Origin of the sequence: Caballeronia pedi (assembly GCF_001544915.2) — a bacterium.
In the GTDB taxonomy this organism is placed as follows: Bacteria; Pseudomonadota; Gammaproteobacteria; order Burkholderiales; family Burkholderiaceae; genus Caballeronia; species Caballeronia pedi.
Genome location: NZ_FCOE02000041.1, coordinates 39,222 through 62,705 on the forward strand (window position 1 = coordinate 39,222; position 23,484 = coordinate 62,705).

Consider the following 23,484-nt stretch of genomic DNA (forward strand, 5'->3'; position numbering starts at 1 on the left):
GTCATGAACTGTTCAGAAAAAGCAACCTTCCTCTCAAATCCTGTGCTTCACGGGGTGCATCACACTGCGCGTCCGACATGGAAGCTCGAAGAGACCGTGCATTTCTATCGCGACTTGCTGGGACTGCCGCTGGTTCACGCCATCTCGGCTCGCGGCTGGGGTCCGGCAGACCACGCCGACTTCCTTCACTTTTTCTTCGATAGTGGAAATGGCAGCACAATTGCTTTCTTCTACTATATCGGCACCGAGCGTCCCGAAAAGCTCGTCCCGACCGAACACTATCAAGAGCGGGCCACTCACACCGCATGGCTCGTCAAGGATGCTAATGAGCTTGCCGACTGGCGAGCACGCGTGGAAGAGACAGGTATTCCGCTACGCTATCAGGTACGGCATGAAGTAATCGAGTCGATCTACTTCGTCGATCCCAACGGCTATCCCATCGAAATCACGTATCAAACCCGGCCGTTCGAAGAAAAAGACGCAGGCGATGCTACTCGTACCATCGAGGCCGCAATCGAACTGGAGCGTGCAAGCCACGAGGGTACGTCGTTTAAGAGCATCGAACCGGTATGGCAGCGCAAAGGTGACCATCTCAACAAGGCTGTGCGATCGGACGTCGCGTCCGTCTTCGTTCTGGACGTCCCAGAATTCAGCGCTCTCGTTGCTGCCGTTGACGCGGCCGACGGCTACAAGGCCACACGAGTGGAAGGCGGCTATATCCGAATCGACGGAGCGCCAGGAATCACGTTCGAGCGCAAAGCGTTGGGCCTCAAGCCCGCGGTTTGGTACGGCGCCTTGACCGGAGGCCTCGTCGGATCCATCGAACAATTCGACACCGACAAACTGGTAATCACCCCGACGGTGCAATCATGAAAATCGACATTGTTGGAGGCGGCCCGTCCGGTCTCTTCCTCGCGATCCTTCTTGCCCGTCTCGCGCCACACGTCAAGACGGAAGTGATCGAGCAGAACGCAGCCGACGCGACCTTCGGCTTCGGCGTGGTCCTTGCCGACACAGGTTTGTCGCGCCTGAACGATGCTGCGCCCGAAGTCTGCGCTGATCTCATGGCGGCCATGAAGTTCAGTACGCAGCAAACGATCGTCAGCGGCAGCACGCCGATCACCGTCAAGCGTCCAGGACAAGGCGGCGGCGCCATTCCCAGACTCAAACTCCTGAATATTCTGCAGGACCACGCCGCGCGCCTGAACATTCCCGTGACCTACTCGTCGCGTGTCTCCGATATCGAGTCGCTAACTGGGGACATCGTCGTGGGAGCAGATGGTGTCAATTCGCGTGTGCGCACAAGCGACGAGATCGGATTTGGTACTACTAAGAGGGAATTGAGCAATCACTTTGCTTGGTTCGGTGTCGGAAAAGCATTTGAATGTCCCGCTTTGGTTTTTCGAGAATACCACGGTGGCTATTTCGTCGCGCACTACTATCCGTATTCCGAGACGATGAGCACGTTCGTCGCTGAGTGCGATCATCAGACCTGGATCGACCTGGGTTTGGAACAGTTGTCGCTGGACGAAAGGCAGAGTCTTTTCGAAACGGTATTCGCGGCAGAACTGGATGGCCACAAGCTGATCTCAAACAATTCGGCTTGGCGGCAGTTCCCTGTTATCCGAAATGCAAACTGGTTCAATGGAAACCGCGTTTTGATCGGTGATGCGCTTGCGAGTGCGCACTTTTCCATCGGATCGGGAACCCGCATCGCCATGGAAGATTCGATCGCGCTCGCCCAAGCGATCGCCTCCAGTGGCGAAGACGTTCAACGTGCGCTTGATGGGTACGTGGAACTGCGCCGCGAGTCCAAGGATCGTTTGATCCACGCGTCCGAGGCTTCATATCTTTGGTACGAGAACATCCGCGAGTGGATGACGACTTTCTCGCCGCATCAGTTCGTCTATCAGTTTATGACTCGTACTGGGCGGGTCGATGTAGCACGTTTGCGAGAACAATACCCAGAACTCGTTCGCGAACTGGAAAGCGCCGGTGCGATACCTGCCAACGAGGCCATTTCATGATTCACAGCTACGAGTACGTTCTGCGGGAAGATCCGTTCATCGTGCGTCGTACAGTGCGCTGGGCCGATTGCGATCCGGCTGGCGTGGTATTCACCGGGCGGTTCGGTGATTATGTTCTGAGCGCGGTAGCTCTGTTCAAGGAGTTCATTGCGGAGTCAACTGGTGGCGAAGGAAAATCTCTGGGTGAGCGTTTCAACGTCGGATTGCCGTGTCGCGGCATGACGTTCGATTTTCACGGAACGCTGTGGCCGAACGACAGCATCGATATTCGTTGCAGCATTGGCGAGGTTCGGACGCGCTCCTTCGACATTCTTCTCGACGCTAAGTCACCGGACAGTCGGCCGATCTTCACGGCTAAATTCTCGCCTATCTGTGTTCGCACCGACGCGCGTGTCGGGACCGATATTCCCGATCCGATGAGAAGGGCGCTCGCACAATTTTCGCAAAATCCGCTTCAGCAAACGGAGTTGACATGAATTTTCGCATCGGGCAAATCGTGCCTAGTTCAAACATCACGATGGAGAAGGAGATTCCGGCTCTGTTCGCGTCATATATGCGTGCTCACCCGGAGCATCAGTTTTCCTTTCATGCGAGTCGGGTGAGGATGCACCGGGTTGTTGCGGAGGAATTAGAGCGAATGAATCGTGACACAGGGCGTTGTGCGGTTGAGCTAGCCGACGCTCGCGTGGATGTACTTAGCACCGCCTGCCTCGTCGCGATCATGTGCATGGGGCCCGGCTATCACCGGACCGCGGCGCAGTCACTCAATGACGCGCTAAAGGAGCATCCCGCATCGCCGGGCGTGATGACGTCCGCTGGCGCGCTGGTCGACGAGCTAAAGAGCTTTGGCGCAAAGCGCATTTCGCTGATGGCGCCGTACTCTGATGCCCTGACAAAGCGTGTGGTCGATTACATCGAAGCTGAGGGTATCCAAGTTCACGACGCGATTAATTTCTCCATCGAAGACAACCTCGACGTTGGCGCACGCGATCCGATGCTTCTGCTCGATGACGTAAAAAAGCTGAACGTGACGGGTGTCGACACGGTGGTCCTGTCAGCCTGCGTGCAGATGCCATCACTGCCGGCCATTCAGAAAGCACAGGAAATGCTCGGCATCCCCGTTACGTCGACCGCGGTATGTACCGTACGTCAAATGCTGAAGCTCCTTAGCCTCGATCCGTCGGCGCCCGGCGCGGGCGCCTATCTCGGTGACCGAGGCGGTCTATAGGGTTGATTGAAGGCAGCAACGCATCTAGTCATATACAGAACTCAAGGAGACAGGCATGGAAACCACAGAGGACGCGCGCCGCTCAAAAGGTACGTACGTCCGGAACGTTGTCGGTGGTGCTCTGGGGATGGCGGTCGGGTTTGCCGCCGTCTTCATTGCGACCAACGGCGTGTTCATCCCATCGATAGTGCGTGATTTTCATTGGGGACGTGCTCAAGCTGCCCAGTCATATTCTGCGTCGATGCTTGGCCTTGCTCTAGTGAGTCCGCTCGTGGGCGTACTGATGGACCGCTTTGGAGTCAGGAAGGTCGTGTTCTCATCTGCGATTGTCTTCACGATGGCGATGTCGTGCATGGCGTTCCAGACTGGAAATACGGCCAGCTGGATCGCGCTCTCTCTCGTGATCGGTATGACTGGGGCGGCTACGTCCGTGCTTGGTTATCTCGCGATACTCCCGCAATGGTTCGACCGACGGCTCGGGCTCGCGATCGGGATTGCGATGGTTGGATTTGGCATCGGAACGGTTGTCATGCCTGCGCTGTCAGCGTGGTTGATCGCTCACATCGGTTGGCGCCACGCCTATCAGGTGCTCGCCGTAATTTCTCTCGGTGGCGCGGCGGTCGCATTTCTTTTGCTGCGCGAGAAGCCCGGCCTTCAACGCAAACTGCAGAGACACGCAGCAACCAGTGCCTCGATGGCAGGCGTCGGTCCGGTACGGCATCGCAAGCTGAAGGTGTTCTTGATTTGGGCCGGCGCTCTTTGCGCCTCGACTGCGGTTTTGTCCTTGGTTCCTCATCTGCCTGCGCTTCTGATGGATCGTGGAATTCCGGCTTCCGACGCGGCACGATGTGCATCGCTGGTCGGGCTTGGGATTTTGATTGGTCGACTCACGTCCGGCCTTCTCGTCGATCGCATACACGCACCGTTCGTTGCCTGTCTTTATTTCGCTTCCGGTGCAATTGGCTTCATCTTGCTTCGGCAGATCGAATCTTATCAGGGAGCTTTGTTGGCGTCGGTTCTAGTCGGGCTTGCCATTGGTGCGGAAGGTGACCTTCTTTCCTATTTGACCCGTGCCTATCTGGGGATGGAAAAATTCGGACTGTTCTATGGGATTGTCTTCTCGGGGTATTCGCTTGGTGCGGTTTTCGGTCCCATGGCCACAGGGCATTACTTTGACGCCGCCAAGTCCTATGTGCTTCCGATGCAGATTGCCCCCGTGCTTCTGCTCGTCGCGGGAGTTCTCCTCTTGAGCCTCGGCCGCTATGCAAAGCCGGGGAGTCACGCGAACGAGTCATTGAGCACGGTCGCCGTCGCAAGCAAGTAAATCCTCGCGAGGCGCGGGCGTTGCATCTTTGCTGGAACGCCCCGCCAAATCTGACGCTTTAAGGAATCTTCGAATGCGCGAAGCCGTCATTGTCTCAACTGCACGCACTCCGATCGCCAAAGCTCATCGCGGCGAATTCAACATCACGCCGGGGCCAACTCTCGCGTCGTTCGCTGTACGCGCGGCGGTCGAACGGGCGAACATTGACCCTTCGCTCATTGAGGACGCAATCCTTGGATGCGGCTACCCTGAGGGCACTACCGGACGAAACATTGCGCGCCAAGCTGTGATCCGCTCGGAACTACCGCTGTCCATCGCGGGGACCACGATCAACCGCTTCTGTGCCTCTGGGCTCCAGGCGGTAGCAGTCGCGGCGGGGCGGATCGTCGTGGACGGCGCATCCGCCGTGATCGCTGGCGGTCTCGAAAGTATCTCGGCAATTCGCACGCGCGAAGACGGAATAACGGGTCTGGATCCGTGGATCGTAGAGCGTAAGCCCGCGCTTTACATGTCGATGATCGAGACGGCAGATGTAGTCGCGAAGCGTTACGGGATTTCCCGTGAAGATCAGGATGCGTTCTCGGCGCAGAGTCAGAAACGAACTGAAGAAGCACAACTTGCAGGGCGCTTCAACGCAGAAATCGTATCGGTGACGACCACGATGGCTGTCACGGACAAGAATACTGGAGCTGTCGAAAAACGCGAAGTGACAGTGTCGAGGGACACGTGCAACCGGCCCGATACCACCGCAGAATCGCTGACGAAGCTTGCTCCGGTGAACGGTCCGGATTGCTTCGTGACAGCCAGAAACGCATCTCAACTGTCGGATGGCGCGTCAGCGTGTGTGCTTATGGAAGCACGCGAGGCCGAACGATTGGGATTACGACCTCTGGGCGCTTTCCGCGGGCTCGCACTCTCTGGCTGTGAACCGGACGAGATGGGAATCGGTCCAGTGTTCGCGGTACCGCGACTGCTCGCTCGCCATGGATTAAAAGTCGATGACATCGGGTTGTGGGAACTGAACGAGGCGTTTGCGTCGCAGGCGTTGTACTGCGAGCGTCGACTTGAAATTGCATCGCAACGATTGAATGTCAACGGGGGAGCTATCGCAATCGGCCATCCCTTCGGCATGACCGGCGCACGTTTGGTAGGACACGCGCTGTTGGAAGGCCGTCGCCGGAGGGTTCGCTATGTTGTCGTCACGATGTGCATCGCCGGTGGGATGGGCGCCGCAGGTCTCTTTGAGGTTTACTGACTCATGATGCCATCCTTCCAGACAGACGCGATCGTCGAGACAAGAAATGTATCGAGGAATACTAAGGATCTATTGAATCAATTCGACAGTCCTTTCGTAGATGGTCTCGGTATCGAGCGCGTGAAACGCTCAGCGGATGAGTGCGAGATCGTACTGCCCCTCAAACAGGCGCATCTGAATACATGGGAGATTGCACATGGCGGAATTAGTATGACCCTTTCGGACGTCGCCCTCGCGCTTGCGGCCTGTAGTGGGGCCGCCTCCGATACTGGCGTCGTCACCATGGAGCTAAAGGTAAGCTTCCTCCAACCGGGCCGCGAAATCCTCTATTCGAAAGGGCGCGTACTACATCGTTTTCGAAGGATCGCGGATTGCGAAGGCGAGATTGTTGACGGAGAGGGGCGCTTGGTCGCCAAAGCTCTGGGCACGTTCAGGTATATCAAAAGAACGCCAGCCGTTGATCACATGCAACCAAGGACGTCCAAAGTGACGTAGTAAACGGCCGGATAGCGTCATTGAAGTTCAATGACCGGTAAGGGTCGGAAGTGCTAGTTCGCCAAAATGCAGGCAGTTGCAGTCCTGCTGTCGACGCCGCCATGGCCGTGCCTTCGTGTGTGTCCATCCGAAGTAATCCCTAGTGCGCGCGGAAAGCCTCGCCGCGCGACTCGCAAGCACGCCCAACACGTTATTTGAGGCCGACGCCAACGCCCGCTGCGCCATTATTTGCAGATCGCGAATGTCGCATTTGCCGAATCTGCCGTTCTGTTCGATTCACGCTTGAGTCAATCTCCTTTCCGTCGGCGCCACCTTGCGCGGCCGCCGCGGATTCTGACTCAGGAGACAAGGATGAAATCGAACCGGTGGGATACGTCCTACGAATGGAGAGCCGTAACACTGCTCGGGCTTGGATTCGGTCTGGTGGGTCTCGACCGGTGGCTGATCGCGCCGCTCTTCCCATCGATCATGAAGGATCTGCATCTGACCGCGCAGGATGTCGGCAACTGCATCGGCATACTGGGTCTGTCATGGGGCGTGTTTGCCGCGCTGATGGGCGGCATCTCCGACAAGATCGGACGGCGCAAGGTGCTGATCCCCGCGATTCTCGCGTTTTCGCTGCTGTCGGGATTCTCGGGCGTCGCCGGTGGCCTCGCGAGCCTGCTCGCCATTCGTGCGCTGATGGGCGTGGCCGAAGGATCGTTCTGTCCGACGAGCTTCGCAGCGACCGCCGACGCGTCCCATCCGAAGCGGCGCGGCTTCAATCTCGGTCTGCAGCAAAGCGGCTTCGCGCTGTTCGGACTCGCGCTTTCACCGATCATCGCCACGCAATTGCTCACTGTGGTGACGTGGCGCTGGGTGTTCGCGCTCGTGTCCGTTCCCGGACTGATTCTCGGGCTCGCGATGTACTTCGTGATTCGCGAACCGCGCACGACCAGTGAGGCGTCCCTCGACGACCGGCCGGCGCAAAGCGCCGCGCGGCCCGCGCAGGACAACTGGCGCGACGTCCTGAAAAGCCGCAACATTCCCGTCGCGATGGTCGCGCTCTTCTGCGCGATGACGGGCGTCTTCGTGCTCGGCGCGATGCTGCCGCTCTATCTCACCGATTACCTTTCGCTGGATACGCAGCGCATGGGCATCGTCTTATCGGCGATCGGCTTCGGCGGTTTCGTCGGGCAGTTCGGCCTGCCGGGACTCTCTGATTTCATCGGCCGGCGTTTCGCGAGCATCGCCGGTTTTGCGGGCACGGCGATCATGCTGTACGTGTTCCGCGGCCTCGGTGCGCAGCCCCTCATTCTGTTCATCGTGCTGTTCGTCGCAGCGTTCTTTACGCTGGGTCTCGTCGCGCTGCTCTCGGGACCGATCGCGACGGAGGCGGCGCCCATCGGCATGGTGTCGACGGCCATCGGCATCGTGGTGGGCGCGGGCGAAATCTTCGGCGGCGGGGTGGCGCCCGCGCTCGCCGGGCTCGTCGCCACTAAGTTCGGAATCCATAATATTATATGGTTGCCGATTTTCGCGGTGCTGCTCGGTGTCGGCGTGAGCCTGCTGCTGGAAGAAACCGCGCCCGCCAAGGTGCGCCGCAATGCGCAGACGATGGCGCTGAGCGGAAGCGAGCAGCCCGAGTAAGCATGGCGCCGTGCGCGCCGCTGCTGCGGATACACTGACATGCTGGACCCGTTCGAAAGGAACCAGCATGGATCGTTTTCTCAGCATCGAGGCCTTCGTGCGGGTGGCGGAAACCAGCAGCTTCGCGGAGGCGGCACGGCAGCTCGGCGTCACCGGGTCGGTGGTCACCAACCGCATCCAGCAACTCGAACGGTTCCTCAATGCGCCGCTGTTTCACCGCAGCACGCGCCACGTGCGGCTGTCCGATGTCGGCGAGGCGTTCTATCGCGACTGCGCCGAAGTGGTGGGGCGGGTCAACGAACTGACCGACCAGATGCGCGAACTGCGCGCGACGCCCACCGGGCGCCTGCGCGTCCAGATGCTGCCGGGCTTCGCGCTCGGCCACTTCGGCGCGTCGCTGGCCGAATTCAACCGGCGATATCCCGGCATCCAGCTCGACGTGATCGTCAATGATCGCGTCGTCGATCCTATCGAAGAAGGCTTCGACGTCGCGTTTCAAATCTTCCCGGCCATCTCCGATTCGCTGATCGAACGGCGACTCTTCACCGTGCGGCGGCTGTTCTGCGCCGCGCCTTCGTATGTGAGCGAGCACGGTGCGCCGCAGCATCCGCGCGATCTCCTCGCGCACAGGACGGCGCTGTATTCCGGTTATCCGTCGCGCAATCGCTGGACGATGACGCGCGGCGATGAAGTCGTCGCGCTCGAACTGCCCGGCATCATACGCTCCAATTCCGTTCATCTGCTGCACGACTATGCGCTGACCGGCGGCGGCATCGTCTGCCTGCCGACGCTTGTGGCGAGCACGTCGTTGTTGGAAGGCTCGCTCGTGCCCATTCTCGCGGACTATGTGCTCTCCCCGATGAACTTCGCCGCCGTTTATCCCGAGACGCAACGTCAGGGGCTCAAGGTGAAGGCGCTGGTCGAGTTCCTCGCTGAGCAGGTGAGCCCCGAGCCCGCGTGGGACGTGCCGCTGATCGAGCGTGGATGGGTGAAGTAGGCTACATCGAGCAACCGATTCCCTGGCAGCCGGCACGGCGACGGTGACCAAGAACGTCACCTTTGTGGAACATTCATCGATCTGACGCTCTCGGCCAAGAAGGAACCTTCATCTGCAGTGTCGCGTGGACATTCAGAAGGCGGCTCCTCAACGCCAACGGACACTCAAACACGATACAACGGCGTCGCCTTATAGCGGATAAAGCCGCGCCCGATCGGCTAGATGGCTTCATCGACGCAAGTCAGCGTTTCCGATTCCTGGGAATGCACATCTCGCGCGCTTTCAGTGACTGACCAGCGTCCGAACTGCACCCTAGGAGCCCATCATGCACGATAGGTGGTTCCGATGAGGTATGCCTCTGCCCTTGCGCCAAGCCTTTCGAAGCGGTGCTGGCCCTCATCTCACGCCTCACGCCAAACTCCCCACCAATTAATATTATCTATTTTAACCGCATATCGATAGATTTAAACATCTGTAGATGTCGCGATTTTTCGATTATCGCTTCAGGTTTGGAGATGCTTCACGTTCGCGTTTCAGCGCGACGATCGGTAGGGCGGTTAATAGCTGCATAGAGTTGATGCGGGAGTTCTCAACAGGAGAAACCATTCCTTGGAGCAACAACATGTTTGCAGCGATGAAATGGCAGATGGCGACTTGCCTCCTGGCGGGCGCTGTGTGTTGCACCTCTGACCTGGGCGCAGAGCGACGCAACGACCTCGCCGCTCATGAAGCAGATCAACAACGGCAACTGGCTCGATGCCAAAGAGGCCGAAAGCCTGCGCGATGAACTCGTCTATCAGCGCGCCGTCTATGCCTACATGACGATGCTGCCGGCCCTCAACGTGATCGGCATGCGCGATGGCTCGGAGAAGGCTTTTGGCGGCGGGTACAACGTACTGCCGATCTGGAAGCAGCGCATGGACTCGCGCACCATGGTGCCCACGCCGAACGCGGACGTAATTTACTCGATGAGCTATCTCGACCTGAAGAAGACCGGTCCGCTTGTCGTGAAAGCGCCGCCGAACGTTATCGGCATGTTCACGGATTTCTTCCAGCGCACGATCACCGACGTAGGAGCGATTGGCCCGGACCGCGCCCGCGGCGGGCTGTACCTGTTGCTGCCGCCGGACTACACCGGGCCGATTCCGGCCAGTTACTTCGCGTTCAAGTCATCGACCTATAACGTCTTCCTGTTCTTCCGCACGATCATGGCTAAGGGTGACGGCAAGCCGGACCCCACGCCCGCCGTGAAGGCGGCCGAATCTACCCGCGTCTATCCGCTGTGGGCTACGGAGAAGGAAATCAAACCGATGGAGTTCCCCGACGCGAGCGGTAAGCGCGTGAACATGATGTATCCGACCGATCAGGCGTACTGGACCAAGCTCAAGGAGTTCGTCGACTACGAGCCGGTTTCGGCGATCGATCCGGAGTTGCGCGGCGTGCTCGCGTCGATCGGCATCGTCAAGGGCGAGCCGTTCAAGCCGGACAGCCATCAACAGACGGCGCTCCAGAAAGCGATTCAGACTGCGCCGAAGATGATCATCGCGCTGCGTCAGCTCGGTCGTGACGACGGTCGCAATCGCTATTACAAGGACCGTCAATGGGAAACCGCATGGGCCGGCGGCACGGCTGACTGGATGCAGGAAAGTTATCTGGACGTAAACCAGCGCGCCGGCTTTTTTCAGTACGCGTACTCGTCCGCGCCGGCAATGGTCATGAAGACGACGGGCGCGGGCTCGAAGTATCCCTACACCGCGCGCGACGGCAGCGGCAATCTTCTCAACGGCTCGAACACCTACAAGCTGCGTTTGCCGCCCAACGCGCCCGCGGCATTGTTCTGGGCCGTCACGGCCTACAACGTGACCGACGGCACCATGCCGGAAACGCCACAACTGCTGCCGTCGACGAACGGTTACTACGACATTCCGAAGCAGACAGACGGTTCCATCGAAATTTGGTTCGGTCCGCAAAAGCCGCAGGATGTGGCGGATGCGGCTTTCATCCAAACCGTTCCCGGCCGGGCTTTCCTCGTGGCGCTGCGGCTGTACGGCGCCGAAGACGCTTTCTACGACCAGACCTGGAAGCCCGACGATATCGCACGCGTGAAGTAGCCGGACCTCCGACACGGTATGCATGGAGAGACAGGAAAATGAGCGATCAGGACGACGTGAACGCCTCCCGACGCAACCTCACGCTGATGGGCGCGGCTCTGCCGCTCGCCTGTGCAGCACTGTCGACGCTGCCGCGGAGTGCAGCCGCTGCGAACACGAAGGGCGGTGCAGCGGCGAAAACAGATTCGACCGCGATTCCGGCTGAGTCCGAAACGATGCCGCCACCCGGTTTGCTCATGCACCCCGGATACGTTCAGGTGATCGCCCGCATGGCCTATGTGTGGGGCTGGCCGATGGTGAACATGCTGAACCGCAACGCACGCATCACGCAGGCGCCGCACCCCGGGCTCATCAACGGCGTTTTGCCGGCGGCGCCGCGCGGACAGGTGGGCATGCTGCACGATTACATCGATCCCGCCGAAACCTTCGTGACCTGCCCGAATCAAGATGTGGTCTACGGGCTCGGCTTTTTCTCGCTCGACGAGGAACCGGTGGTCGCGCAGGTGCCCGATTTCGGCAGCCGCTTCTGGGTCTACGCACTGTACGACGCGCGGACCAACCAGTTCGGGCATCTCGGCAAGCCCTACAAGTCACGGCCGGGCTTTTATCTGCTCGTGGGACCCAACTGGAAAGGCTCGAAGCCTGCGGGCATCACGTCGGTCATCAGATGCCCGACTGCGCTTGCCAACGCCATTCCGCGCGTGTTCCAGAACGACACGCCAGAGGATAAGCAGGCGATTCAGGCGGTGCTCAACCACATCGTCTTCTATCCGCTGAAGCAATTCGATGGCCGCAAGAAGACGATCGACTGGAGCCAGGCACCCACCATCCCGGGACCGCAAGGCGATGGCGGCGGGGAAACGAAGTGGGTCATTCCGGAGAAGTTTTTCGATGAGTTAGATCAGGTGCTCGATACCCTTGCGCCGTTGCCCGGAGAGGAAGCGCTCTACGCTCAGTTCAGGTCGATGATGGAGGCGGCGAAGCGCGATCCCGAGATCCAGAAGCTCCTGGTTTCAACGGCCGTCGATACGGAACGGAATGTCATCGCGCCTTTCTTCGAATGGCGGCATAACGGACTGCAGGCGGGAAACAACTGGAACCGCTCGACGAACAATGCGCAGACCGGCTTCGACTATTTCGATCGGACGGGCACCGCCAAGTCCAACATGTTCGACAACCGGCCCAACGAGACGCAATACTTCTACACGGACTTCGACGATACGGGCGCGGCCCTCGACGGCGCGAACACGTACGCGATCGAATTCGCAAAAGAGCAGGAGCCTCCCGTCAACGGCTTCTGGTCGCTGACGCTCTATAACGACAAGCATCTTTTCCACCCCAATGACCTCAAGCGCTATTCGCTAGGCACGAAAAATACGACACTGAAGCGCAATCCGGATGGTTCGCTGACGCTCTACGCCGGCTCGAAGTCGCCGGGCACCGAGCGCGAATCCAACTGGTTACCCGCGCCAGCCGGCACGTTCTCGCTGTATATCCGGGCGTATTGGGGGCAACAGCCGATTCTGAACGGCTCGTGGAAGCCACCGAAGGTTCGGAAGTCGGGGTGAGCCCTCGACGCAACCGCACACGACGGCAGTACACCAGAACGCTAGTACGACGCAGATTGCGACGATTCAATGTCTGTTGCTAAATTGTTTTCCGACGTCGTGGTGGTCTTAACCCGAGCGGCCGCCGAGGGTCGCTCCGCGTCGGACAGCCGGCGGTTTGCAGAGGTGCTCCGCTTACGTCAGGTCGCTATACTCCAACTCGAGCAGGTCCTGAACATGCATCAAGATCTCCTGCCCTTCGATAGCTTCCGTTAGTTTGGGGTGACTTTTTACGACTATGCTACCGATTGCCGACCGCTGGTTCGAACTGAAGCGCATCAGTGACGAAATCACCCTGCTGTGGGAACCTCATGTCGTACCGCTGATGCGATGCAATATCTGGCACGTGCGGGGCCGCGACCGGGACCTGATGATCGACACCGGAATGGGCATCGCCAGTCTGCGTGACGCGGCCCGGCATCTGCTGCAAAAGAAGGTGATCGCAGTCGCGACACACACGCACTCGGATCATATTGGCGGGCATCACGAGTTCGAGCACACGCTTGTCCACGAACTCGAGGCCGACAACCTGCGCTCGCCGCGCCAGCACGGCACGCTTTTGGCGTCGGTATTGGGCGAGGCCGCGATTCGTAGATACCACGAATGGGGCTATCCGTTCGATGGCGACTTGATCACCGCCCTTCCAAATGCCGATTACCAGATGTCTGACTACCGGGTGCGAGCTGCGTCCGTCACGGAAATCGTCAAGGAAGGGAATATGGTCGATCTCGGTAACCGGCATTTCGAAGTCCTCCATCTGCCCGGCCATTCACCGGGGAGCATCGGTCTTTGGCAGCCGAGCACCGGCACGTTGTTTTCCGGAGATGCGATCTACGATGGCCCGCTGCTGGACGAGATCGGCGGTGCCGATATCCCGACCTATGTGCGTACGATGAAGCGTCTGCGCGATTTGCCCGTGCAGGTCGTCCACGCGGGACACGACGCGAGCTTCGGACGGGACCGACTGGTCGCCCTGATCGACGCCTATCTGGCGAAGCGCGGATGATCGTTACTGGAACGTAGCGTGGAACGGCAATAAGCTATCACCCTTGGTCCCTTCGCGGCCCAGATTGTGTCAAAACGCATTTTTGGAGCGCTAAAATTTTGCTATCCGACGGCGGAGGACAAGCAAGATGAAGCGGTTCGTTCGAGGCGATGATCGTAACCAGAGCTTTCTCCTTCCCGAAGCACTTGATGATTACGTGACGGACACAAATCCGGTCCGCGTGATCGATGTCTTTGTAGAAGAACTTGATCTTAGTGATCTGGGGTTCGAGGGAGTCCAGCCTGCGTTGACTGGAAGACCGGCTTATCATCCTGAGGTGATGCTTAAGATCTATATCTACGGGTATCTCAATCGCATCCAGTCCAGTCGTCGTCTTGAACGCGAAGCGCAGCGAAATATCGAGCTCATGTGGCTTACTGGTCGACTGGCTCCGGACTTTAAAACCATAGCTCGTTTCCGTAAAGACAACGGCAAAGCTATCCGCAACGTCTGCCGTCAGTTTGTGATGCTATGCCAACGTCTGAACCTTTTTGCTGAAGCAATCGTCGCGATCGACGGCAGCAAGTTCAAGGCGGTGAACCATCGCGACCGCAACTTCACGAACGCCAAGCTCGAACGGCGCATGCGCGACATCGAGTCAAGTATTGCTCGATATCTTCAGGCGATGGACACAGCCGATCGTCAGGAGCCTGCAATCGCGAAGGCCAGGACGGAGCGACTGCAGGACAAGATTGCAGCCTTGAAGGAGCAGATGCAACGTCTCAAGGAGATCGAGGTCCAGTTCAAGGCGGCACCCGACGGACAGATATCGCTCGCGCTTCTGGCGCGCACTGAAAGCCAAGGGCTGTGGCGTGCTGCGTGACGGTATCTACCTGCTCCCCTATTCGGTAGAGCGGGAGGCGACGCTGCGCGAACTCTCGGTTGCGATCGGAGAGGCCGGCGGCACCGCCTATCTGCTCCGCGCGCCGAGCCTCGATGCCGAGCAGGACGTTGAATTCCGCGGGTTGTTTGCTGCAACGGGTCGGCTACGGAAGCACGCGCATCGATGGATCACGCCTACCGTTGGCGTCCAACCAGCTTCCGTGGTCGGCCACGATCAGTCGCCGAGCAATCCGGCAATTCGGTCATTTGAAGGTCTTCTCTCGATCCTGGAGCCGCCCCTGAGAAAGGTGGCGGACGTCAAGGGTGACGCGCGCGCAACAAATGCGTTTTCTCAGCCGGCGAACGAATCCATAGTGACTATGGACTTGCAGGCAATTCGGACGTCCCTAAGGCATTAGAAGCGATGCCTCAAGCCGACGGCCCCCTCAAGCTGATTGGTCGTGGAAGACGGGGCGGTGACGCCGTTAATCCATGCCACACCCAGTGGCGAATTGCCGCTTGGACTCACCCGTTGCCACACGCCCTGAATGTAAACATCGGTGCGGCGCGAGACGCGGTAGTCGGCCATCGCACTTACCTGGTTCCAATGGGGAATTCCGCCGGCGCCTCCATTTCCGCCAGCGCGCGTATAGGTATACCCGCCCGATAATTCGACCGCCGGCGTCAGCGCGTAGCGGATGTTGCCCTCGAAGTTCTGGAAAGTTCCACTCAGCGAATTCTGAAAAAATTGGGCGAACTTGCTGTGCGAATACACGAAGCCCGCCACAGCCGGGCCGAAGGTGTAGTTCACGCCAGCGCCAAAGGTCTTCTGACTGCTGGCCAGCACGCCTAAAGGAACAGCGGTCGGTGTGAGGGCGCCCTGCAGGGACGAGCCGGTCGTATCGGTGACTGCACCATTCGTGTTCAGCTGTGCTGGCGTGCGCGCGGCACTGTTGAGTTGGAGGTAACCGGCCCCGACGCTCCACGCTCCCGATACATACGACATTCCGAAGCTATAGGCGCGATTGTTCGTGAATCCACCTGCCTGATTGGAAAAGCCGTAAAGCGCGCCGAACTTGAAGCCGGCGAAATACGGGCTCAGGTACTTCACGGAGTTGTTTATCTGAAACGAATCGTTCAGGTTGTCATTGTCTAACGGGTGCGCGAAATGCGTGCCGCCGAACTCCGTGCCGGTCAATGAAAGCGGCGCGACAAAATCGACCATGCCGTCGGTTTGGCGGCCCAGCGTGAGCGCGCCGTAGTCGCGACTCGACAAGCCGACATAAGCCTGGCGATTGAAAATGCGGTTGCTCGACGAGAACTGCCCGTTGTTCAGGTTGAAGCCGCTCTCCAGGGTGAAGATGGCATTCAACCCTGCGCCGAGGACTTCAGCCCCGCGCAAGCCCCAGCGGCTGTACTGAACCGCACCGCTTGTCATCTCCCAATTGCTGTGTCCGCCTCCCGTCCCGGTGATCTGGTTGTTCGTGTAGGTCAGGCCCGCGTCGATTAGCCCGTAAAGCGCAACACTGCTTTGCGCATGCGCTGCGCCGGCCAGTGTGATGATCGTCGTAGCGCCGGTTATAAGCATCTTGTTCATTTGCCTGCTCCAGCCAAGTCCGGGAGATACGGTTCTCCTGGAACGCTTTCTACACAGACCTTGATGTCTGCCAGCACGCAGCCGTGCGAATCATCGATACGAAAAGGCGCGATGTGCTCCACGCACTTTATGCGACCACAGTCAGATCCGGCAACTTAAGAAAAGCCTTTCGAACATAGGCTGTCAGGCGAACCATGCTTTGCAAGACGCACGCAGCTAACGTCTGGGCTCCGAGGCCGGCAGCAATGGAGGATTTCCCGTTTTTTCTTTGGACATAGCCGTGCTTATATTGCGAGAAGATGACCTAGATTAATTCTAGAGAATTCTCCCGGCATACGATGAGATTTGAGTCGAGGAGGGATGTGCGGCCACTGACCCGCGCGCGCGAGTCGTTTGTGGTACCGCAGTTCTCTCGGGACGGTGGGCAAGGCTACATAACCATCGACTGGTGCAGCACTGCGTCACCTTGCCGGCGGAATCAAGGGGATGGAGGCACCGAGGCCATGAATCGCTATTTGGGCTTAAGACCAGAAAGAACAGACCATACCGCCCCGACCGCAGAAGAGATCCTGCGCGATACGCAGAATTTCTCACTAGTTCTTGGCGGCCCGCTCTTCCAATTGCTGCGCAGGGCGCACATGGCCGACGATGCATTGGAGTTGGTCCGCCAGCGGATTCTCGTCATCTCGCTTGTGGCCTGGCTGCCACTGCTGGCGCTTTCTGCGCTCGACGGACATCTGCTCGGTCATTCCGTGGCAGTACCGTTCTTGGTTGATTTTGAAGTTCACATCCGTTTTCTCGTGGCCGTGCCCCTGCTGATCCTCGCCGAACTGGTTGTGCACCGGCGCCTGCGTCCGATCGCGCGGGCATTCCTCGACCGGAAGATCATTCCGGAAGGGTTCGTCACACGGTTCGACGAGGCCATCAGGTCGGCATTCCGGCTCCGCAATTCGGTAGCCGCCGAGCTACTGATGATCGCTTTTGTGTACGGCGTGGGTATCTTCGTTGTCTGGCGCCAATACACCGCGATGCAAACGACGACGTCATGGTACGCCGTACCCGGCGCTGACGGATTGTCGCTTTCGCTCGCCGGATTTTGGTATGGCTATGTGAGTGTGCCTATCTTCCAGTTCCTCTTGATCCGCTGGTACTTCCGGCTGTTCATCTGGACGCGGTTTCTGTGGCACGTATCGCGCATCGAACTGAGCCTCGTTCCTACTCACCCTGACCGCGTCGGCGGACTGGGATTTCTTGCCAATACGGTCTACGCGTTCATGACCCTCCTGGTCGCGCACGGCGCAATGCTCGCCGCACAATTCGCCAATCGAATTTTCTTCGCCGGGGCGGCACTCACGGAATTCAAGATCGAGGTGGGAGCGATGGTCCTCTTCCTGCTGTGCCTCGTCTTCGCTCCTTTGCTGGTCTTCGCGCCTCAGCTGGCCCGGGCGAAGCGGACGGGCCTGAGTGAGTACGGCGCATTGGCGGAACGGTACGTGCGCGAATTCGACAGCAAGTGGTTGAGGGGAAGCTTGCCTACGGGCGAGGCGTTGGTGGGCAGTGCCGACATCCAGTCGCTTGCGGATCTTGCCAATAGTTTCGACGTGGTCCGGACGATGCGTATTGCTCCCATCACCAAAGATGCAATCATACGTCTCGCGGCTGCGGTACTTATCCCGATCGTGCCGCTCGCATTGACGATGATGTCCCTAGAAGAACTGCTGAAGCGACTGTTCGGATTGGTATTCTAGGCGTTGGCCTTCCTTGCCAAGTTCCATGAGTAACCGTGGCGACCTGCGTACTTGGCTGGAGCGGCCATAGTGAGCGACCGCTCAGATCTGATATCTACCCTTGCACCTCTGACGGCTCGACCGTCCGCAAGGGGTCGTCAGTTCGCGTTCGAGCCACTCGCCGGAAGGCTGATGTCGCGAATCGGCTATCTCGGCTCTCTCGAACTCTCATCGAACTGGCGCTCTCGGCCACGAAGCATCATTCGTCAACGACGTCACGGGGACCATCGAGCGGCAGCAGCGTTCAAGTTTCGGACTTTCACGATCCACAGGTTACTGGTGTTCATATGCCAAATGATGCTCGCCTGACGTCAGGCGAATCATGACTGGTGCGGCCCCCATCAACTAAACTTTGCAGTACATTTCGCGCACTTCTGTGCGCGCGCCGCGCCCCTGTTGCGTCCCGCAACAGGAGGTACGCAAGCGCCTCTCAAACACGACTGCACCCCGGAATGCCCGCGAAGAGACGTCTATGAACCGCATCGTGATGCAAATGCTGTTTGCCATCATCGTTGGCTGCATATTAGCGGGCTGTAGCGCGGTAGGGTCAACGGCTTCCGTACCTGAATATCGAAATCGCGCCGTGACACGCACCGAGGGTGGCATGCACGTTTCGACAGCCGCGCTGTCGTCAGAGGAAAGCGCAGCAGTGTACGGCGTCCCGCTTGCCGACAGAAATATTCAACCCGTGTGGATCGAGGTCGAGAACCGCGAGGACCGCAATTACTTTCTCCTGTCGCCTGGCCTGGATCCGAACTTCTTTCCCGCGTCGGAGGCAGCCGAGGCGTTTGCCGGCAATGCTTCACCCGAGCAGCGGACTGACCTCGACCGCCGCTTCCGCACACTTGCCTTTCCTAACCCCGTCCGCCCCGGGGAGACAGTCTCTGGGTTCGTGCTGACTAATCTCAACGAAGGTGCAAAGCTCGTACAGATTGACCTCGTCGCCAAGGAACGCGCCCGGACGTTTTCGATTTTCGTGGTCGTGCCAGGATTCGAGGGCGACTACAAGCGAAGCCAGCTATTCGAACGCACTGTTGATCCAGAAGCGCCCACGGTGAACTACACAGATGACGCGAACTTCCGTGCAGCGCTTGAGGCCTTGCCATGCTGCGCGACAAATGAGGACGGCTCGACGAATGGCGACCCGCTCAACCTAATAATCGTCGGCAGCCGCGACGACGCCCTTCCAGCACTGGTCCGACGGGGCTGGAGCCTCACCGAGCAGAAGTGGTCCGGCGCGATCGGGCGGATGATCAGCGCTGCACTGTCCGGAGAACCCTATGTCAACGCACCCGTGAGCGACCTTCACCTCTTCGGGCGCGCGCAAGATCTCGCACTGCAAAAGGCACGGGGTGACATTCATCAGCGCAACCATCTGCGCCTGTGGCTCAGCAATATCCGTTACCACGACAAACTCGTCTGGATAGGGCAGATTAGCCGCGATATCGGTACCCGACTGACCTGGCACTCGCCAACGTTCACCACGCACAAGATCGACCCGGAGGTGGATGAAGCACGCACTGCGCTGGCCGAAGACATGACGTACTCGCAGAATCTGATGAAGATCGGCCTCGTGGCGGGAGTGGGCGCCGCGCCGGACAGTGCGCCGCGCAAAAACCTCACGACGGATCCGTATTACACCGATGGCTATCGTGTCGTGCTGGTATTCGACCGCAAGCCGAGGCCGCTATCGGAAATCGAAATCTTTCCATGGGTCACGCCATATAAGGTCATGCACGTGACGCCCGGAGCGAAGCAGTGAGCAACTTGCCGACCCTGCATCGCGGACTGATTCACGTGGGGCGCGCGCTGTGCATTGCGCTTGCACTAGCCAGCTGTGCGACATGGCACGTCCCGCCTGAGGTTGACGATGGGCCGCTGCGTCAGCGTGAAAACAGTGCGGTCAGTCGGGGCGTACGCGTGAGCGCAACTGTCCTCGGCAGCGAAGACAGTGAGCGCATGTATGGCGCCGATGTCAACAGAACGGGCGTCCAGCCGCTATGGCTCGAAGTGCAGAACGGGACGTCGCAGGTGCTGTGGCTGTTGCGCTCGGGTACCGACCCGGACTACTTTTCGCCTCACGAAGTGGCGTGGTCCATGCATACATGGTTTGGGGGCGCAGCCAATACGCGCCTGGACGACTATTTCCGCGACCTCGGATTCAGCAACCCGATCCCGCCGGGCGCGACACGGTCGGGCATCCTGTTTACCAACCCCGATCAGGGCATCAAGCTCGTCAATATCGATCTATTGGGAAGCCAGATGCTGATTCCCTTCTCGCTCTTTCTGCGCGTGCCCGGCGGCACGATCGATCCGCGTCTCGCGTCGATTCCTTTCCCGTTTCCCGAAACCGCAGTCACCGACTACAAGGACCTTGCGTCGCTGTGCGCTGCACTCGAACGGTTGCCATGCTGTGCCACGGACACGAGTGGGACGGCGCAGGCGGATCCCCTGAACGCCGTTGGCATCGGCCAACTCACCGACATCGGCGCCGCGCTGGTGCGGCGCGACTATCGGCGTGACCCGCGCGAATCTGACTTCACGCAGCGGGTCTTCGGGCGGGGACCGGATTTCGTCATGCGCAAGCAGGCGCAGGCGGGCGCGCCTGCGACCTGGATAAGGGGATGGCTTGCCCCTATCCGCTTTCAGGGGCAACTCGTCTACGTCGCGCAGGTCGGTCGCCCCGTTGGCGGGCGATTTGCGCCACACCGCGAAACACGATACACCCTGCACGAGAACGTCGACGAGGCACGCAACATCTTGATCCAGGACCTGCTGTACTCGAGTGGTGTTGACAAGCTCGGATTTGTGAATGGTGCTGGCGCGGCATCGCCGACCCGGCCCACTAAGACGCTCGATGGCGCGACCTACTATACGGACGGATTGCGCGCGGTCGTGTTCTTTGCGACGCGGCCGCGCAGCTTGTCGGATGTGGAGTTTCTCGACTGGGTGCCCTATCTGGAAGAGCGACACACTCGTCAACCCGGAGCAACCGGTAATGCTCGCCAATGACTTAAGACGGAGACCGTCGTTTGCGTTATTGAAACGACTCGCTAGCGCCGTCGATGCGTGGTGTCGGATCGGCGTCGTGTTGGCGACGATGACTTTGTGTGTTCTGTTCGGCGCATGCGCTACGAAGCCACTTATCCCGTACTCGACCGGTACGCCGCCGCTGGTTCTCATGCCCGCATCCCAGGCCGGGATCGTAGACGAGCGGGGGCGCTTTCGTGAAATCTATTGCGCGGTGTTGGAGGCGCGCGGTTCGGAGGTGTCCGATTACCGGCCGTGTGAGGACGCGCTGACGCGGGTAGGCACCGAGCCGCCTGGCACTGGCAAACCCGTTGAACTGGGTCAATCCAGACGGCATCTCATCGCGGCCGTCGTGCCGGGCATCGGCTACGACTGTTTCAAGTCTTGGCTGAGTCCGCCTGATACTGTCGTGACGCACCTGCGTCGGTCCGGCTTCGACGCAACGCTGGTCGACGTCGATGCGCTTTCAAGCCCTTCCTACAACGCGCGCCAGATCCGCGACGTGATCATGGCGATGCCAGCGCCGGAGGGCGCGCCACGCATCGTCCTGATTGGCTATTCGAAGGGCGCTCCCGACATGCTCGAAGCGCTGGTCACCTATCCGGAAATCCGAAGCCGCGTGGCGGCGGTGGTCAGTGCCGCCGGCGCGATCGGAGGATCTCCGCTTGCCAACGATGCCGAGCAGTACCAAGCCGATCTGCTGCGATACTTCCCTGGCGCGACCTGCACCTCAGGCGATGGCGGCGGCGTGCAAAGCCTGAGACCGGCGGTCCGCAGGGCATGGCTCGCGCAGCACCCGCTTCCGGGCGAACTACATTACTACACGATCGTGACATTCCCGCAGCCAGACCGCATCTCGTCTATCCTGAAATCGAGCTACAACAAGCTCTCGCACGTCGACTCGCGAAACGACAGTCAGGTCGTCTTCTACGATCAGGTTCTGCCCGGAAGCACGTTACTCGGTTATGTGAATGCTGATCACTGGGCACTGGCGGTACCCGTTGCCCGAACACATCCGACGATCGGGGCGCTCTTCGTGACACAGAACGCCTACCCGCGTGAGGCCCTGGCGGAGGCAATCTTGCGCTTCGTGGAGGAAGATCTGGCGGAGCCAACCCAGTGATCGGGTTCCTGTGCCTCAGCACGTCGCCTCCATGAAAGGATCGCTTGTCCCGCGAAAGGGCCGTTGACCCACGATGCAATCGTTGAGCTGGTGCACATCCCGCCGCCAACCATTTGCCGGCGCGACGTGTCGGAAGGAATCGAAAAGGGGCACAGATGTGCATAGTCATCCTGCGCTTTTCCGGTTGACCACTGCTGTCATTGCGGCGTTGGCGGCCATGTTCCTTCACGCACGCGCCTATGAAAGGCAGCCGCTCAGTTTCAAGGATCCAGAAGACGGGCAACTCGACATGAGCGACTTCCTTCTTAAACACAAAGGCGCGCTACCCGTGCCGGTTGTGATTACGGAACCAGCCGTAGGCTACGGCCTCGGACTTGGGTTGCTTTTCTTTTCCGGGCCGATTGCCGAAGCCGCGACGGACTCGACAACCGAACGTCCGAACCGTGCTCCACCAAATGTCACGGCGTTAGGCGGCCTTTACACGCAGAACGGCACCTGGGCAGCGGCGGCGGGGCACTTTCACACATGGGACGATGATCGGTTCCGCTACCTCGGCGCAGTTGCGAAGGTTGACGCGCATCTCGACTACTTCGACGCGTCCGGTCAGGCGAGGGGTTACACATTGCAAGGAGCCGGTCTGCTCCAGCAGTTTCTTGCGCGCATCGGGAATAGCCGCTGGTATGTTGGCGTGCGTTACGTGTTCTTCGACGCTTCATCGAATTTTACGGGCGGGGCCGTTCCCACTGACGTGAGCAACTTCCAGAAGGATCAGCGGATCGGTGCCGGAAGTCTGATCCTGGATTACGATTCGCGCGACAACATCTTCTATCCGGGCTCCGGCAGCTTCGCCGAACTCGAGAGCCAGTTCGCGCGTACCGGCTTCGGCGGGACTCAGAACTACGACTTGTAAGCCGCGCGCGGGTACACATGGATTCCGCTTTCACGTACCGTGATTCTCGGCCTGCGCGTGGACACAAAGTTTTCGACGGGCGACATCCCGTTTTATGCGCAACCTTATGTTGATCTGCGGGGCGTGCAGAAGGGCCGATATCAGGACCGCAATGCCGTGGCCACCGAGGCAGAGTTGCGGTGGGATCTTACGCCGCGTTGGTCGGTGCTCGGTTTCACCGGCATCGGAAAGGCGTACGGGCAATTACAAAGTTTTTCCGAGGCGCAGAACGTCCAGAGTGTCGGGGCGGGATTCCGATACCTGATCGCGCGCAAGCTCGGCCTTTCGATCGGGATCGACGTTGCCCACAGTAAGAACCAAAACGCGTTCTACATACAGATCGGTAGCGGATGGCGCTGATACGGGCGGCGATCGATGTGAGGCGGAAAATCTCCTGGTCTCTCCACGGAGGGGTCCGCTCGACGGGACGGAGGAGGGGCCAAGCTTCAATAAGATGT

Annotated in this window: 17 protein-coding genes and 3 pseudogenes; 19 read left to right on the forward strand and 1 reads right to left on the reverse strand. The window is 59.4% G+C overall.

The features are described 5' to 3' along the window. Positions 1–3: 3 nt before the first annotated feature. From AWB80_RS35350 to AWB80_RS35415, 14 genes and pseudogenes are all read left to right on the forward strand, one after another. Entirely contained in the window at positions 4–873 is an 870-nt protein-coding gene (locus AWB80_RS35350; RefSeq protein WP_061179291.1) for a VOC family protein, read from the forward strand. Next, positions 870–2,027, forward strand: coding sequence for an FAD-dependent monooxygenase (locus tag AWB80_RS35355; protein ID WP_061179292.1), 1,158 nt, complete (start codon positions 870–872; stop codon positions 2,025–2,027). The genes AWB80_RS35350 and AWB80_RS35355 overlap by 4 nt, the downstream gene beginning before the upstream one ends. Next, entirely contained in the window at positions 2,024–2,503 is a 480-nt protein-coding gene (locus tag AWB80_RS35360) for an acyl-CoA thioesterase (RefSeq protein WP_061179293.1), read from the forward strand. Before AWB80_RS35355 ends, AWB80_RS35360 begins: the two co-directional genes overlap by 4 nt. Then, positions 2,500–3,255: a maleate cis-trans isomerase family protein gene (locus AWB80_RS35365; RefSeq protein ID WP_061179294.1), complete on the forward strand. Its 756-nt coding sequence runs from the start codon at positions 2,500–2,502 to the stop codon at positions 3,253–3,255. Before AWB80_RS35360 ends, AWB80_RS35365 begins: the two co-directional genes overlap by 4 nt. Before the next feature lie 55 nt (positions 3,256–3,310). After that, a complete protein-coding gene (locus AWB80_RS35370; RefSeq protein WP_061179295.1) occupies positions 3,311–4,579 on the forward strand; it encodes an MFS transporter in 1,269 nt (422 codons plus the stop codon). Positions 4,580–4,652: 73 nt separating this feature from the next. Then, positions 4,653–5,834 carry an acetyl-CoA C-acyltransferase gene (locus AWB80_RS35375; protein WP_061179296.1) on the forward strand — a complete coding sequence of 394 codons (1,182 nt, stop codon included), beginning with the start codon at positions 4,653–4,655 and terminating at the stop codon, positions 5,832–5,834. A gap of 3 nt (positions 5,835–5,837) precedes the next feature. Further along, positions 5,838–6,329, forward strand: coding sequence for a PaaI family thioesterase (locus AWB80_RS35380; protein WP_061179297.1), 492 nt, complete (start codon positions 5,838–5,840; stop codon positions 6,327–6,329). 351 nt (positions 6,330–6,680) lie between these two features. Beyond that, entirely contained in the window at positions 6,681–7,958 is a 1,278-nt protein-coding gene (locus tag AWB80_RS35385; RefSeq protein ID WP_061179298.1) for an MFS transporter, read from the forward strand. A gap of 67 nt (positions 7,959–8,025) precedes the next feature. After that, the gene (locus AWB80_RS35390; RefSeq protein ID WP_061179299.1) at positions 8,026–8,955 is read left to right on the forward strand and encodes a LysR family transcriptional regulator; all 930 of its coding nucleotides are present in this window, start codon (positions 8,026–8,028) and stop codon (positions 8,953–8,955) included. 725 nt (positions 8,956–9,680) lie between these two features. Then, positions 9,681–11,066: a DUF1254 domain-containing protein gene (locus AWB80_RS35395; RefSeq protein WP_087131838.1), complete on the forward strand. Its 1,386-nt coding sequence runs from the start codon at positions 9,681–9,683 to the stop codon at positions 11,064–11,066. Between the two features lie 38 nt (positions 11,067–11,104). Then, positions 11,105–12,634 carry a DUF1254 domain-containing protein gene (locus AWB80_RS35400; protein WP_087131840.1) on the forward strand — a complete coding sequence of 510 codons (1,530 nt, stop codon included), beginning with the start codon at positions 11,105–11,107 and terminating at the stop codon, positions 12,632–12,634. 277 nt (positions 12,635–12,911) lie between these two features. Then, entirely contained in the window at positions 12,912–13,679 is a 768-nt protein-coding gene (locus AWB80_RS35405) for an MBL fold metallo-hydrolase (RefSeq protein WP_061179301.1), read from the forward strand. 127 nt (positions 13,680–13,806) lie between these two features. After that, positions 13,807–14,493: pseudogene (locus AWB80_RS35410) on the forward strand (transposase); the annotation flags it as partial. Continuing rightward, positions 14,489–14,689 (forward strand): annotated as a pseudogene (locus AWB80_RS35415) (chromate resistance protein ChrB domain-containing protein); the annotation flags it as partial. The pseudogenes AWB80_RS35410 and AWB80_RS35415, both read left to right, overlap by 5 nt. 266 nt (positions 14,690–14,955) lie before the next feature. Here the strand turns inward: AWB80_RS35415 and AWB80_RS35420 are convergent. Further along, positions 14,956–16,137: a porin gene (locus tag AWB80_RS35420; protein WP_061179302.1), complete on the reverse strand. Its 1,182-nt coding sequence runs from the start codon at positions 16,135–16,137 to the stop codon at positions 14,956–14,958. Between the two features lie 503 nt (positions 16,138–16,640). Between AWB80_RS35420 and AWB80_RS35425 the strand changes: the two genes are divergently transcribed. The 5 genes and pseudogenes from AWB80_RS35425 to AWB80_RS35445 all read left to right on the forward strand — a co-directional run bounded on the left by AWB80_RS35425 (position 16,641) and on the right by AWB80_RS35445 (position 23,386). Continuing rightward, the gene (locus AWB80_RS35425; RefSeq protein ID WP_061179303.1) at positions 16,641–17,885 is read left to right on the forward strand and encodes a hypothetical protein; all 1,245 of its coding nucleotides are present in this window, start codon (positions 16,641–16,643) and stop codon (positions 17,883–17,885) included. 511 nt (positions 17,886–18,396) lie between these two features. Next, a complete protein-coding gene (locus tag AWB80_RS35430; protein WP_061179304.1) occupies positions 18,397–19,686 on the forward strand; it encodes an LssY C-terminal domain-containing protein in 1,290 nt (429 codons plus the stop codon). Then, positions 19,683–20,936, forward strand: coding sequence for an LssY C-terminal domain-containing protein (locus AWB80_RS35435; protein ID WP_061179305.1), 1,254 nt, complete (start codon positions 19,683–19,685; stop codon positions 20,934–20,936). Before AWB80_RS35430 ends, AWB80_RS35435 begins: the two co-directional genes overlap by 4 nt. 88 nt (positions 20,937–21,024) lie before the next feature. Continuing rightward, the gene (locus AWB80_RS35440) at positions 21,025–22,077 is read left to right on the forward strand and encodes a lipase family protein (protein ID WP_425266918.1); all 1,053 of its coding nucleotides are present in this window, start codon (positions 21,025–21,027) and stop codon (positions 22,075–22,077) included. A gap of 217 nt (positions 22,078–22,294) precedes the next feature. Next, positions 22,295–23,386 (forward strand): annotated as a pseudogene (locus AWB80_RS35445) (BamA/TamA family outer membrane protein). The last annotated feature ends 98 nt before the right edge of the window (positions 23,387–23,484 follow it).

Coding starts and splice junctions, on each gene's coding strand:
- AWB80_RS35430 (WP_061179304.1), top strand. CDS start 18,397: ATGAACCGCATCGTGATGCAAATGCTGTTTGCCATCATCGTTGGCTGC.
- AWB80_RS35395 (WP_087131838.1), top strand. CDS start 9,681: ATGAAGCAGATCAACAACGGCAACTGGCTCGATGCCAAAGAGGCCGAA.
- AWB80_RS35365 (WP_061179294.1), top strand. CDS start 2,500: ATGAATTTTCGCATCGGGCAAATCGTGCCTAGTTCAAACATCACGATG.
- AWB80_RS35370 (WP_061179295.1), top strand. CDS start 3,311: ATGGAAACCACAGAGGACGCGCGCCGCTCAAAAGGTACGTACGTCCGG.
- AWB80_RS35355 (WP_061179292.1), top strand. CDS start 870: ATGAAAATCGACATTGTTGGAGGCGGCCCGTCCGGTCTCTTCCTCGCG.
- AWB80_RS35400 (WP_087131840.1), top strand. CDS start 11,105: ATGAGCGATCAGGACGACGTGAACGCCTCCCGACGCAACCTCACGCTG.
- AWB80_RS35385 (WP_061179298.1), top strand. CDS start 6,681: ATGAAATCGAACCGGTGGGATACGTCCTACGAATGGAGAGCCGTAACA.
- AWB80_RS35420 (WP_061179302.1), bottom strand. CDS start 16,137: ATGAACAAGATGCTTATAACCGGCGCTACGACGATCATCACACTGGCC.
- AWB80_RS35440 (WP_425266918.1), top strand. CDS start 21,025: ATGACTTTGTGTGTTCTGTTCGGCGCATGCGCTACGAAGCCACTTATC.
- AWB80_RS35405 (WP_061179301.1), top strand. CDS start 12,912: ATGCTACCGATTGCCGACCGCTGGTTCGAACTGAAGCGCATCAGTGAC.
- AWB80_RS35380 (WP_061179297.1), top strand. CDS start 5,838: ATGATGCCATCCTTCCAGACAGACGCGATCGTCGAGACAAGAAATGTA.
- AWB80_RS35360 (WP_061179293.1), top strand. CDS start 2,024: ATGATTCACAGCTACGAGTACGTTCTGCGGGAAGATCCGTTCATCGTG.
- AWB80_RS35390 (WP_061179299.1), top strand. CDS start 8,026: ATGGATCGTTTTCTCAGCATCGAGGCCTTCGTGCGGGTGGCGGAAACC.
- AWB80_RS35350 (WP_061179291.1), top strand. CDS start 4: ATGAACTGTTCAGAAAAAGCAACCTTCCTCTCAAATCCTGTGCTTCAC.
- AWB80_RS35425 (WP_061179303.1), top strand. CDS start 16,641: ATGAATCGCTATTTGGGCTTAAGACCAGAAAGAACAGACCATACCGCC.
- AWB80_RS35375 (WP_061179296.1), top strand. CDS start 4,653: ATGCGCGAAGCCGTCATTGTCTCAACTGCACGCACTCCGATCGCCAAA.